The sequence below is a fragment of the Rhizobacter sp. P2_D12 genome (assembly GCF_056404395.1).
The window spans coordinates 1-13249 of the sequence record NZ_JBFUEB010000138.1; the positions used below are offsets into that span (position 1 = coordinate 1).

The window sequence follows — 13249 nt, forward strand, 5'->3', positions numbered from 1 at the left end:
CCGCCGCGGCGCTCGCCGACCGCCCCGTGCCCACCGCCGCGCTGCCGGCCCACGAACCGTCGGTGCTGAAGACCGACCTGCCGCACGCCTCGCCCAGCATCCGCAAGTTCGCGCGCGAACTCGGCGTGCCGCTGGAAGAAGTGAAGGGCAGCGGGCCGAAGGGCCGCATCACGCAGGAAGACGTCCAGGGCTTCGTCAAGAACGTCATGGCCGGTGGCCAGCAGACCAAGGCGCAAGCCGCCAAGGCCCCCGCCGGTGGCGCCGCCGCCGCGGCCGGCGGCAGCTTCCCCGGCCTGTTGCCGTGGCCGCAGGTCGACTTCACCAAGTTCGGTCCGGTCGAGCGCAAGGATCTGTCGCGCATCAAGAAGATCAGCGGCGCCAACCTGCACCGCAACTGGGTGCTGATCCCGCACGTCACCAACCACGACGACGCGGACATCACCGAACTCGAAGCCTTCCGGGTGCAGCTGAACAAGGAGAACGAGAAGTCGGGCGTCAAGGTCACGATGCTCGCCTTCCTGATCAAGGCCTGCGTCGCGGCGCTGAAGAAGTTCCCCGAGTTCAACGCCTCGCTCGATGGCGACCAGCTGGTGCTGAAGCAGTACTTCCACATCGGCTTCGCGGCCGACACGCCGAACGGCCTGATGGTCCCGGTGATCAAGGATGCCGACAAGAAGGGCATCCTGCAGATCAGCAAGGAGATGAGTGAGCTGGCCGGCAAGGCCCGCGAAGGCAAGCTCGGCCCGGCCGAGATGACCGGCGGCTGCTTCTCGATCAGCTCGCTGGGCGGCATCGGCGGCACCTACTTCACGCCGATCATCAACGCGCCCGAGGTCTCCATCCTCGGCGTGTGCAAGTCGGCGACGCGCCCGGTGTGGGACGGCAAGGCCTTCCAGCCGCGCCTGATCCTGCCGCTGAGCCTGAGCTGGGACCACCGGGTGATCGACGGCGCCTCGGCGGCGCGCTTCAACACCTTCCTCATCCAGGTCCTGGGCGACTTCCGCCGCATCCTCCTCTGAACGAGCCCGCACCATGACGACCGTGGTGGTGGTTCGCAAGGGGACTCAGGTGGCGCTCGCCTCCGACAGCCTCGTGACCTTCGGGGACACGCGGCTGGCGCACGGCTACGAGGACAACGAGAAGCTGTTCAAGGTGGGCGACTCGTGGATCGGCATGGCCGGCACCACCGCCCACTTCCCGGTGCTGCGCCGGGTGCTGAACAGCCTGTCGGCCGACGAGCTGAAGCTGCATTCGCGCGACGAGGTGTTCGACACCTTCCTGAAGGTGCACCCGAAGCTGAAGGAGGTGTTCTTCCTGAACACCAAGGAAGAGGACGCCGACCCGTACGAGAGTTCGCAGTTCACCGCGCTGATCGCCAACGCGACCGGCATCTACGGCGTGTACTCGTACCGCGAGGTGTTCGAGTTCGACCGCTTCTGGGCCATCGGCTCGGGACGCGCGTTCGCGCTCGGCGCGATGTACGCCGCCTACGACGGCAGGCTGTCGGCGCGCGAGATCGCCGAGCTCGGCGTGCGCGCCGGCTGCGAATTCGACAAGAACTCGGCCGGGCCCGTGCGGGCCCACACGATCAAACTGAAGGCGAAAGACTGAGCATGGCACTGATCGACATCAAGGTCCCGGACATCGGCGACTTCAAGGACGTGGCCATCATCGAGCTGCTGGTCAAGCCCGGCGACACGGTGAAGGCGGAGCAATCGCTGATCACCGTCGAGAGCGACAAGGCCTCGATGGAGATCCCGTCGTCGCACGCCGGCGTCGTGAAGGACCTGAAGGTCAAGGTCGGCGACACGGTGAACGAGGGGACGGTGATCCTGTCGCTGGAGGCTTCGGATGCCGCTCGGGCTGAGCCGACCTCCGCTCGGGCTGAGCCGACCGCCGTTCGGGCTGAGCCGACCTCCGTTCGGGCTGAGCCTGTCGAAGCCCCTGCGCCGAAGGCCGCCGCTCCCACGCCGACAAGCACTTCGACAAGCTCAGTGCGAACGGATGTGGCGCCGCAGGCCGCGAGCTTCGCCGGCAGCGCCGACCTCGAATGCGACATGCTCGTGCTCGGTGCCGGCCCCGGTGGTTACTCGGCCGCGTTCCGCGCCGCCGACCTCGGCCTGAAGACGGTGATGATCGAGCGCTTCGCGACGCTGGGCGGTGTCTGCCTGAACGTCGGCTGCATCCCGTCGAAGGCGCTGCTGCACGTCGCCTCGGTGATGGACGAGGTCAAGCACTTCGACGCGATGGGCATCGGCTTCAAAGCGCCCAGCGTCGACCTCGGCAAGCTGCTCAAGCACAAGGAAAAGGTCGTCGGCAAGCTGACCGGCGGCCTGACGGCGATGGCCAAGATGCGCAAGGTGACGGTGGTGCAGGGCAYGGCCGAGTTCGCCGATCCGCATCATGTGACGGTCGCCTTGGGGGGGCCTGGCAAGGAGAGTGGAGGAACGCAGACGATCCGCTTCAAGCGCGCGATCATCGCGGCCGGCTCCGAGGCGGTGAAGCTGCCGTTCCTGCCGAAGGACGATCCGCGCGTCGTCACCTCCACCGGCGCGCTCGAGCTGCGCCAGAACCCGAAGCGCATGCTGATCATCGGCGGCGGCATCATCGGCCTGGAGATGGGCACGGTGTACTCGTCGCTCGGCGCGCGCCTGGACGTGGTCGAGATGCTGGACGGCCTGATGCAGGGCGCCGACCGCGACCTGGTCAAGGTGTGGCAGAAGATGAACGCGCCGCGCTTCGACAACATCATGCTGAAGACCAAGACCGTCGGCGCCGAGGCGACGAAGGACGGCATCCTGGTGCGCTTCGAAGGCGAGGGCGCGCCGAAGGAGCCGCAGCTGTACGACCTGGTGCTGCAGGCGGTGGGCCGCGTGCCCAACGGCAAGCGCATCGGGGCCGACAAGGCCGGCGTGGTGGTGGGCGAGCGCGGCTTCATCCCGGTCGACATCCAGATGCGCACCAACGTGCCGCACATCTTCGCGATCGGCGACATCGTCGGCCAGCCGATGCTGGCGCACAAGGCGACGCACGAAGGCCACGTCGCGGCGGAAGTCGCGGCCGGCGAGCACCTGGGCGACGACCACCTGGCCAAGACCACGTTCATCGCGCGCGTGATCCCGAGCGTGGCCTACACCGATCCGGAAGTGGCCTGGGTCGGCGTCACCGAGGACGAGGCCAAGGCCAAGGGCCTGAAGGTGAAGAAGGGCCTGTTCCCGTGGAACGCCTCCGGCCGGGCCATCGCGAACGGGCGCGACGAGGGCTTCACGAAGCTGCTGTTCGACGAGGAGACCCATGCCATCGTCGGCGGCGGCATCGTCGGCACGCATGCGGGCGACATGGTCGGCGAGATCGCGCTGGCGATCGAGATGGGAGCCGATGCGGTGGACATCGGGCGGACCATCCATCCGCACCCGACGCTCGGCGAAACCATCGGACTGGCGGCCGAGGCCTTCGAAGGCGCTTGTACCGACCTGCCGCCGGTCAAGCGTTGAACGGCGGGTGGTTCGTCGTCAGAGGTTGCTTTCCTTGACGATGAACCACTGGCCGTCGATGCGCTGCCACGTGAGTGCCTTCGTCGTCACGTCGCTGTAGCCGTTCGAGCGGTAGATCTGCTTGAAGCGCGTCTGCGCCTTGCCGTCGCCGAGTTGCGTGACTTCGACGTTCTCGACCTTCACGCCGATCTGCCCGGCCTTGGCGAGCATCGCCTGCCGGCGCGCCTTCCAGGCGTCCGCCGAGCCCTGCGCCGGCTGGAAGCCGGGCGCGTAGAAGGCCAGGTAGCGCGGCAGGTCCTTGGCTTCCCACGCGGCGGCCCAGTCGTTGAGCCGGCGGGCCGGGTCACCGGCGGTTGCCACCGAGGTCGCCGCCGGCGCCACCGCCAGCGCCGTGGCCGGGCTGGTGCCCGACACCGCGCGGCGCGACAGCGCGTCGAAATCGATCGGCGGCGAGACCACGGTGTCGGCCGGGCAGCGTGCCGGCGCATCGCCGTCGGCAGCCCAGCCGCTCGCGTCGTCCGGTGCCGGCGGGGCATCGGCATCACGCACCAGGCCGAGCTGCGCGCCGAGCTGGTTCATCGAGGCCTGCGTGCGCACGTAGGCGACGCCGAGGTCGTACTCGGCATTCGCGTACGAGCGGCGCGCGGTGTACAGCTCGTTCTCCGCGTTCAGCAGGTCGAGCAGGCTGCGCTGGCCGATGTCGAACTGCTGGCGGTAGGCATCGCGCGCCTTCTCGATCGCGATCGTGTTGCGATCCAGGTAGTTCAGCTGGTCGACCAGCTTGCGCGTGTCGTTGTAGGCGATGGCCACCGTCTGGCGCACGTCGCGGCAGGTCTTGTCGCGCAGGTCTTCGGCCTGGGTCAGCAACCGGGTCTGCTGGCGCACGCGGGCCTGGTCGGAGCCGCCGTTGAAGAGGTTCCAGTTCAGCACGATCTCGGCGGTGCTGTCGCGGCGCTGGTCCTGGATGCCGTCGAAGTTGCGGCCGGCGCCGCTGCGCACGCGCGCCTCGACCTTGGGCTGGTAGGCGCTCTCGCGCACCGACACCAGCGAGCGCGCCGAGCGCAGCGACTCGACGCTGGCGCTGATGGCCGGGCTGCGGCGGATCGCCTCGGCCGCCGCATCGTTGGCCGTGCCGGGGATGGCCTGGCGCAGCGCGGCGGGCAGCGGCAGCGTGGCCGGCGGCACCTCGCCGATCACGCGCTGGTAGCGTGCCGACACGTCGTGCAGGTTCGAGACCTCGGTCGACAGGTTGGACTCGGCCAGCGCCAGGCGGGCCGCGGCCTGTTCCAGGTCGACGCCGCGGCCGACGCCGGCACGCACGCGCGAGTTGATCTGGTTGAAGGCGCTGCGGTGCTGCACGAAGTTGTCTTCGGCCAGCGCCACCAGGCGGCGGTAGCGCAGCACGTCGTAGTAGGCGCGCGCGGCTTCGAGCGCGGTCTGCTCGGTGACGTCGAGCACCTCGAAATAGCGCGCCAGGCGTTCATGGCCGAGGCGGCTCACGTCCCGGCTGGTCGCGAGGCCGTCCCACAGCAGCTGCGTCAGCGTCAGCGAGGCACCAGTGCGGTTGATCGACTGGCTTTCGGGCGTGCGCGACTCGATGTTGCTGCTGTCGCGGCCGACGTTGGCGCTCAGGTCGACGCGCGGGTAGAAGCCGCCGCGCGACACGTCGATCGCGTCGGACGCCGCGCGGTAGGCGTTGAACCGGGCGGTGACTTCGGGGTTGGTGGAGAGGGCCTTCTGGACCGCGGCCTTCAAGGCATCGTTGCTTTGGGCGAGGGCGCTGCCGGCGCACATCAGCGTGGCGGTGGCGAGGAAGGTCTTGGTCTTCAACTGCATCGTGATCCTGTCTCTGAGCGAACCCATCGGTAAACCCGATGGGAGTGTAGTGGCCACGCTACAACTGCTCACTCGAAGCGGCCGGACCGTCATCGAGGCGACAGCAGTATTTCACGCAACGGGGCACGCGAGGGGCGTTTTCGCAACAAGTCCTCACAATCTGCCGGCCATCGGTGCACGGGCGCACCGGGCGCTCAAGTCACCTCGCGCCATGACGACAATCCTGACGTCGGGGTTCCCCTGATGGATGCATGTGACTGACGAGACCCCCCCCGAAGGCGCTGCGCGCCTCCCCCACGAAGGGGGCGCCRCCAGTGGCCCGGCAAAGCCGGCTCCACGGCGTCCGCTGTGTCGGGGCCGCTGGCGTCGACTGCACGCGGCGTTCCTGTTGGCGCTCGCGCTGTCGGTGGCGCCGTCGAGCGCATGGGACACCGACCGCATGCTGGCCGCCGCGCAACGCCTGTCGCCGCGCGCCGTCGAAGGTGTCAAGGCCTTGCAGCCGGTGCTGGCCGCCGCCAACGCGCTGGACGAGGACGGCAAGCTGCAGGCCGTCAACCAGTTCTTCAACCGCCGCATCCTGTTCAAGGACGACACCGAAGTCTGGGGCCAGGTCGACTACTGGGCCAGCCCGCTCGAGACGCTGTCCCAGGGGGCGGGCGATTGCGAAGACTATGCGATCGCCAAGTACTTCAGCCTGCTCGCGGTGGGCGTGCCGATCGCGAAGCTGCGCCTGGTGTACGTGCGGGCGCAGATCGGCGGGCCGAACGGCATCGTGCAGGCGCACATGGTGCTCGCCTACCATGCGACGCCGAACGCCGAGCCGCTGATCCTGGACAACCTGATCACCGAGGTGCGCCCGGCCTCGCGCCGGCCCGATCTGACGCCGGTGTTCAGTTTCAACAGCGAAGGCCTTTGGCAGGGCGTCGGCGCGCAGGCGGCCGGCGATCCGGTGTCGCGCCTGTCGCGCTGGCGCGATGTGCTTGCGAAGGCACGCGCCGAGGGGTTCCAATGAGGCACTACAAGAGGGAGACCACATGTCGCTGATCCGCCAGATCTGGCTGTTGCTGCTGGGCACCGTGCTGCTGGCCTTCATCGGCAGCGTGACGGTCGCGGTCGAGTCGGCGCGCGGCTACCTGCAGACGCAGCTGCGCGTGAAGAACGCCGACAACGCGAGCGCGCTGGCACTGTCGCTGTCGCAGCAGCATGGCGACAAGGAGTTGATGGCGCTGATGATGTCGGCCCAGTTCGACACCGGCTTCTACAGCCTCGTGCGCTTCGTTGCCAGCGATGGCAGCGTGGGCTTCCAGCGCGCGAGCGCGGCCGGCCCGTCGGAGGCGCCGGGCTGGTTCGTGCAGCTCGCGCCGATCGTCTCGGAACCGGGCGTGGCCCAGGTCTCGGATGGCTGGCGGGCGCTGGGGCGGGTCGAGCTGGTCAGCCACAGCGGCTATGCGCACGACGAACTGTGGCGCGGCAGCCTGTGGTCGGCGCTGGCGCTGGCGGTGGTCGGCCTGGTGGCCGGCGGCGTCGCGACCTTCGCCGTCGCGCGCATCCGCCGCCCGCTGGATTCGGTGGTGCAGCAGGCGCAGGCGCTGGTGCGCGGCGAATTCGTCACCGTGCCCGAGCCGGCGGTGCCCGAGCTGCGCCGCGTGACGCAGGCGATGAACACGATGGTGGGCCGGCTGCGCATCACCTTCCAGGCGCAGTCGGAGCAGCTCGAAGGGCTGCGCCAGCAGGCCAATTGCGACCGGCTGACGGGCCTGTCGAACCGCGGGCACTTCCTGGGCCAGATGGCGGTGACGCTGCAGCGCGAGGACGGCACCGCCGACGGCGGCCTGGTGCTGCTGCGCGTGCTGGAACTGGCGGAGATGAACCGCGTGCTCGGCCACGCCGCCACCGACCGGATGATCACGACCGTCGCGCAGGCGCTGCGGCCGTATGGCGAGCGCGTCAAGGGCTGCTTCATCGGCCGGCTCAACGGCTCCGATTTCGCGCTGTGCCTGCCGGTGGCCGGCATGGCGCGCGAGACGGCGCAGGCGCTGGCCGATGCGCTGAGCCTGGTGCTGCCGAACCTGAGTGCCGAGGCGGGCGTCGCCGTCGGCGCGATCGAGCTGCGCCGCGACATGACGCTGGCGCAGGTGATGAGCGAGGCCGATGCGGCGCTGGCGCGTGCCGAGAGCCGCGGGCCGTTCGCGGTCGAGCTGGGGGTCGACAACGTCGGGGGTGTCGCGATGCTGGGCGAGGGTGCGTGGCGCCAGCGCATCCGCGACGCGATCACGCAGCAGCGCGTGCACTTGGTGAGCTTCCCGCTGGTGAACGTGCGGCAGGACCTGATCCACCTGGAGTGCCCGCTGCGCCTGCAGCTGGAGCCGGATGGCGTGTTCGAGCCGGCCGCGCGCTGGCTGCCGCTGGCGATGCGCAGCCGCCTGACGGTCGACATCGACGAATGCGCGCTGGCGCTGGCGCTGCGCGATGCGGCGCGCGACGGCAAGCCGCGCTGCGTGAACCTGTCGCCGGCCTCGCTGCAGGACAGCGGGTTCGCGTCGAGGCTGCGCGCGCTGCTGTGGAATGCGCCGCAGGTGGCGCGGCTGATCTGGCTGGAGGTGGCGGAGGTCGCCGCGGTCGAGAACTTCGTGCTGTTGCAGGAACTGGGCCGCCAGCTGCGCCCGACCGGCATCCGGCTCGGGTTGGAGCATGCGGGCGAGCGGCTGGGCAAGATCCCGCGGCTGTTCGAGGCCGGGCTCGACTACGTGAAGCTGGATGCCGCCATCGTGCAGGGTGTCGGCAGCGACCCCAACCGCGCGACCTTCGTGCGCGGCACGGTGACGCTGCTGCACGGCTTGTCGCTGCAGGTGTATGCGGAAGGGGTCAGCAATGACGCCGATGCGCGCCGCCTGTGGGAATGCGGCGTCGACGGTCAGACGGGGCCCTGGATCAAGTGAGGCCGCGCGTCCCGGATTGGCATCCGGGCTACAGGGCCTCGTAGCCCGGATGCCAATCCGGGACCGCGCCGAGACCCAGGATCAATCCACCACCAGCTTGCCTCGCTTCAACAGGTCGTCCAGCACCTGGTTGTCGTTCGTGAACGTCCCCACCAGGTTCAGGTTGCTGATCGTGATCACCTGGTTCACCGCCGCCGCGTTGTAGGTGCCGCCGGTGAATCCGCCGTTGGTGCTGACCTCGACCACCGTGTTGCCGCCGACCACCGAGAAGTGCAGGTAGTTGTTCAGGTTGCCGTGGTCGGGCGTGATCGTGATGGCGTTGGTGGTGCCGATGCTGGAGGGCAGCGCCACGGTGTTGGCGTTGTGGGCTTCGCCGACCAGCAGGTCGCGCAGGTCCAGCACGTCGCCCGAGTTCGTCGTGTTGTCGAAATCGGTGATCACGTCGCGCGCCGGTGCCGCCGTGCTGCCGTTGTCGGCCAGCTTCCACTGGAAGACGTCGTGCCCCAGGCCGCCGGTCATCGTGTCGTTGCCCTTGCCGCCGATCAGCGTGTCGTCGCCGGCACCGCCCGACAGCGTGTCATTGCCCAGGCCGCCGATCAGCTTGTCGCGCGCGGCGCTGCCGGTCAGCGTGTCGTTGCCGACGCCGCCATCCAGCGTGGAGCCGGTGCGGATGACGTAGGAGCCGCCGTTCAGGACGATGTCCTGCGTGTCCGACAGCGTCGGCGCGTTCGCGTCGCTGAACATCGCCAGGTTGCTGGAGCCCAGCGTCTGGTAGGTCGAGTCGGTGCTGAGCTTGTACTCGATCTTCAGCACGGCGTTGCCGCCTTGCTCCCAGTACAGCAGCTCGAGCGCCGTCAGCCCGCCGGTGATCGGCACGCCGGTGTAGACGCGCGTCGTGGGCGACTGGATGTCGTCGTAGACCGCGACGGTGTGGCCGTCGAGCATCAGGCGGAAGCCGTCGTCCGCGGTGACGCGGATGTCGTAGGTGCCTGCGGCCATGTAGACCTCGCCGGTGAGGCGGATGCCGGCATCGGTGGTGCTGCCCAGGCCGCTGGTCGGGCCGTTGCCGCCGCCGCTGCCGGCGCCGGTGCCGGTCTCGATCTTCAGCGAGGCGGCGTCGTTGACCGTGTGGTGCAGGAACTTGTACAGCGAGCTGTTGTTGTCGGTCAGGCCTGAGGTCGACGCGCCGGCGGCGACGTTGACGTTCGAGCCCAGCGAGTTGTCGACATTCGGGTTGTTGCCGTAGTCGATGTTCTTGGCGACGAAGCGGGCATCGACGGTGCCGGTGATCGCGGCAGTGGAGGTGCCGAGGATGCTGTTGCTGCCGCCCATGGTGGCATTGCGCGCATTGACCAGCGTGTTGAAGTCGGACACGTGGTCGAGGTTGCCCAGGGAGCCATCGTCGCTGTGGCGGCGGTTGCCGTTCACGGCGCTTTCGTTGTAGCCGTAGTACTCGCCGTTCAGCCCCTGGGTGTTGGTGAGGGCGGTGGTGGTGGGCGTGGTGGCCGTCAGCGTGTCGGCCTGGCCGGCGACATGGACGGTCAGCGTCGCGTTCGAGGTGGCACCGCTCGGGTCCTTGACCTGGTAGGTGAAGACGTCGTTGACGGTGTTGCCGGTGGCGACCGCGTCGGCGTTGCTGGCCACGTAGGTGTAGCTGCCGTCGTTCTTGAGCGTCAGCGTGCCATAGGTGCCGGTGAGGGTGGTGCCGGCAGGCGCGATCGCGGTGGTGGGCGTGCCGGTGCCGGCGATGGCGAAGGCGACGGTCAGTGCGTCGCCATCCGGGTCGGTGTCCGCGCCGGAACCGCCGCCAGCCTGGATCACGCCGGCAGAGGCGTCCGTGCTGATGCTGCTGGCGGCAGTGACGGTGGTGGGGGCCTGATCGGCACGTGCGACGGGCGCGTCGTTGGTGCCCAGGATGTTGACGGTGATGGTGCTGGTGGTGCCATCGGCCGAGGTGACGGTCAGCTTGTCGGTGTAGGTCGTGCCGGCGACGAACTCGTTGTGGGCGGTGTTGGTCGCGTACGTCCACGCGCCGTTGGCGCCGACGGTGAAGGTACCGTAGCCGTTGGAGCCAGCAACGTTGGTCTGGGCGACGAAGGTTGCGGCGCTGTCGACATCGGAGATCGCCAGCGTGCCGCTGGTGCTCAGGACTGCATTGCTCTCCGTCAGGTTGACGATCACCGGTGTGATGACTGCCGCATCATTGGTGCCGGCGATGTTGACGGTGATGGTGCTGGTCGTGCCGTCAGCCGACGTGACGGCAAGGCTGTCGGTGTACGTTGTGCCAGCCGCAAACTCGTTGTGGGCGGTGTTGGTCGTGTACGTCCAAGCGCCGTTGGTACCGACCGTGAAGGTGCCATAGCCGTTGGAACCAGCCACGTTGGTCTGGGCGACGAAGGTGGCAGCGCTGTCGACGTCCGAGATCGCCAGCGTACCGCCGGTACTCAGGACGGCGTTGCTCTCCGTCAAATTGGCAACCGCCGGTGTGATGACCGCCGCGTCATTTGTGCCGAGGATGTTGACGGTGATGGTGCTCGTCGTGCCGTCGGCCGAGGTGACCGTGAGCGAGTCGGTGTAGGTGGTGCCGGCCACGAACTCGTTGTGAGCGGTCGTTGTCGTGTACGTCCAGGCGCCGTTGGCGCCGACCGTGAAGGTGCCGTACCCATTGGAGCCTGCGACGTTGGTCTGTGCGACGAAAGTGGCCGCGCTGTCGACGTCCGAGATGGTCAGCGTGCCGCTGGTGCTCAGGACCGCGTTGCTCTCCGTCAGATTGGCAACCCCCGGGCTGATGACCGCAGCGTCATTGGTGCCGAGGATGTTGGCAGTGATGGTGCTGGTGGTGCCGTCGGCCGAGGTGACGGTCAGATTGTCGGTGTAGGTCGTGCCGGCGACGAACTCGTTGTGGGCGGTGTTGGTCGTGTAGGTCCAGGCACCATTGGTGCCGAGGGTGAAGGTGCCGTAGCCGTTGGAGCCTGCGACGTTGGTCTGGGCGACGAAGGTTGCTGCGCTGTCGACGTCGGAGATGGTCAGCGTACCGCCGGTGCTCAGGACGGCGTTGCTCTCSGTCAGATTGACGAYCACCGGTGTGATGACGGCRGCGTCGTTGGTGCCKGCGATGTTGACSGTGATGGTGCTYGTCGTGCCGTCGGCTGACGTGACGGTCAGCGTGTCGGTGTAGGTGGTGCCGGCCGCGAACTCGTTGTGGGCGGTGTTGGTCGTGTAGGTCCACGCACCGTTGGTGCCGACGGTGAAGGTACCGTAGCCGTTGGAACCGGCAACGTTGGTCTGGGCGACGAAGGTGGCTGCGCTGTCAACGTCCGAGATGGTCAGCGTGCCGCTGGTGCTCAGGACCGCATTGCTCTCGGTCAGGTTGGCAACAGCCGGCGTGATGACCGCCGCGTCATTGGTGCCGGCGATGTTGACGGTGATGGTGCTGGTCGTACCGTCGGCCGAGGTGACCGTGAGGGTGTCGGTGTACGTCGTGCCAGCCGCGAACTCGTTGTGCGCGGTATTGGTCGTGTASGTCCAYGCGCCGTTGGYGCCGACGGTGAAGGTGCCGTAGCCGTTGGAGCCKGCSACGTTGGTCTGRGCGACGAAGGTGGCCGCGCTGTCGACRTCSGAGATCGCCAGCGTRCCGCCGGTGCTSAGGACKGYGTTGCTCTCCGTCAGATTGACGACCACCGGYGTGATGAYGGCAGCGTCGTTGGTGCCGGCRATGTTGACGGTGATGGTGCTGGTGGTGCCGTCAGCTGACGTGACGGTGAGGCTGTCGGTGTAGGTCGTGCCGGCGACGAACTCGTTRTGGGCGGTATTGGCCGTGTAGGTCCAGGCACCATTGGTGCCGACAGTGAAGATACCGTAGCCGTTGGAGCCTGCGACGTTGGTCTGGGCGACGAAGGTGGCCGTGCTGTCGACGTCGGAGATTACCAGCGTGCCACTGGTGCTCAGGACGGCGTCGCTCTCAGTCAGATTGACGACCACCGGTGCAATGACCGCCGCATCGTTGGTACCGGCGATGTTGACGGTGATGGTGCTGGTGGTGCCGTCAGCCGACGTCACGTTGAGGCTGTCGGTGTACGTCGTGCCAGCCGCGAACTCGTTGTGCGCAGTGTTCGTGGTGTACGACCAAGCGCCGTTGGCGCCAACTGTGAAGGTGCCGTACCCATTGGAGCCTGCGACGTTGGTCTGCGCGACGAAGGTGGCAGCACTGTCGACGTCCGAGATGGTCAGCGTGCCACCGGTGCTCAGGATCGCATTGCTCTCGGTCAACGAAGCAACGACCGGCGTGATGACGGCGGCGTCGTTGGTGCCTGCGATGTTGACGGTGATGGTGCTGGTCGTGCCGTCGGCCGAGGTGACCGTGAGCGTGTCTGTGTAGGTCGTGCCAGCCGCGAACTCGTTGTGCGCTGTGTTGGTCGTGTACGTCCACGCTCCGTTGGCGCCGACCGTGAAGGTGCCATAACCGCCAGACCCGGCGACGTTGGTCTGGGCCACGAAGGTGGCAGAACTGTCGACGTCGGAGATGGTCAGCGTACCGCCGGTGCTCAGGACGGCATCGCTCTCCGTCAGATTGGCAACCGCCGGTGTGATGACCGCCGCGTCATTGGTGCCGGCGATGTTGACCGTGATGGTGCTCGTCGTGCCATCAGCCGACGTGACGGTGAGGCTGTCGGTGTACGTTGTGCCGGCCGCGAACTCGTTGTGTGCGGTGTTGGTCGTGTAGGTCCAGGCGCCGTTGGTGCCGACGGTGAAGGTGCCGTAGCCATTGGAGCCGGCGACGTTGGTCTGGGCGACGAAGGTGGCCGCGCTGTCGACGTCCGAGATGCCCAGCGTGCCGCTGGTGCTCAAGACGACGTTGCTCTCCGTCAGATTGGCAACCGCCGGCGTGATGACGGCAGCGTCGTTGGTGCCGGCAATGTTGACCRTGATCGTGCTGGTGGTGCCGTCGGCCGAGGTGACGGTCAGCGTGTCGGTGTAGGT

At 68.0% G+C, this 13249-nt stretch carries 7 protein-coding genes; 5 read left to right on the top strand and 2 right to left on the bottom strand.

From position 1 onward, the window contains the following. The 3 genes from AC1DYN_RS28815 to lpdA form a co-directional block, all read left to right on the top strand. On the top strand, positions 1-1019 hold a 1019-nt coding region (locus AC1DYN_RS28815), incomplete at its 5' end, for a 2-oxo acid dehydrogenase subunit E2 (RefSeq protein WP_477965558.1). A 13-nt stretch (positions 1020-1032) separates the two neighbouring features. Then, the gene (locus tag AC1DYN_RS28820) at positions 1033-1611 is read left to right on the top strand and encodes an Ntn hydrolase family protein (RefSeq protein ID WP_477965560.1); all 579 of its coding nucleotides are present in this window, start codon (positions 1033-1035) and stop codon (positions 1609-1611) included. Positions 1612-1613: 2 nt separating this feature from the next. After that, the gene (lpdA, locus tag AC1DYN_RS28825) at positions 1614-3494 is read left to right on the top strand and encodes a dihydrolipoyl dehydrogenase (protein WP_477965562.1); all 1881 of its coding nucleotides are present in this window, start codon (positions 1614-1616) and stop codon (positions 3492-3494) included. Between the two features lie 18 nt (positions 3495-3512). On the opposite strand, the gene AC1DYN_RS28830 is transcribed toward lpdA, so the two are convergent. Beyond that, the gene (locus tag AC1DYN_RS28830; protein WP_477965564.1) at positions 3513-5330 is read right to left on the bottom strand and encodes a TolC family outer membrane protein; all 1818 of its coding nucleotides are present in this window, start codon (positions 5328-5330) and stop codon (positions 3513-3515) included. Positions 5331-5718: 388 nt separating this feature from the next. Here AC1DYN_RS28830 and AC1DYN_RS28835 point away from each other — a divergent pair, with 388 nt between their 5' ends. Both AC1DYN_RS28835 and AC1DYN_RS28840 read left to right on the top strand, forming a co-directional pair. Continuing rightward, the gene (locus AC1DYN_RS28835) at positions 5719-6342 is read left to right on the top strand and encodes a transglutaminase-like cysteine peptidase (protein WP_477965566.1); all 624 of its coding nucleotides are present in this window, start codon (positions 5719-5721) and stop codon (positions 6340-6342) included. Positions 6343-6364: 22 nt separating this feature from the next. Continuing rightward, entirely contained in the window at positions 6365-8269 is a 1905-nt protein-coding gene (locus AC1DYN_RS28840) for a bifunctional diguanylate cyclase/phosphodiesterase (RefSeq protein WP_477965569.1), read from the top strand. An 81-nt stretch (positions 8270-8350) separates the two neighbouring features. On the opposite strand, the gene AC1DYN_RS28845 is transcribed toward AC1DYN_RS28840, so the two are convergent. Next, the coding region (locus AC1DYN_RS28845; protein ID WP_477965571.1) for a beta strand repeat-containing protein at positions 8351-13249 on the bottom strand (4899 nt) is incomplete at its 5' end.

What these genes read in the sequence shown, in the direction of transcription:
- AC1DYN_RS28820 (WP_477965560.1), top strand. Translation starts at nt 1,033, where the DNA reads ATGACGACCGTGGTGGTGGTTCGCAAGGGGACTCAGGTGGCGCTCGCC.
- AC1DYN_RS28830 (WP_477965564.1), bottom strand. Translation starts at nt 5,330, where the DNA reads ATGCAGTTGAAGACCAAGACCTTCCTCGCCACCGCCACGCTGATGTGC.
- AC1DYN_RS28840 (WP_477965569.1), top strand. Translation starts at nt 6,365, where the DNA reads ATGTCGCTGATCCGCCAGATCTGGCTGTTGCTGCTGGGCACCGTGCTG.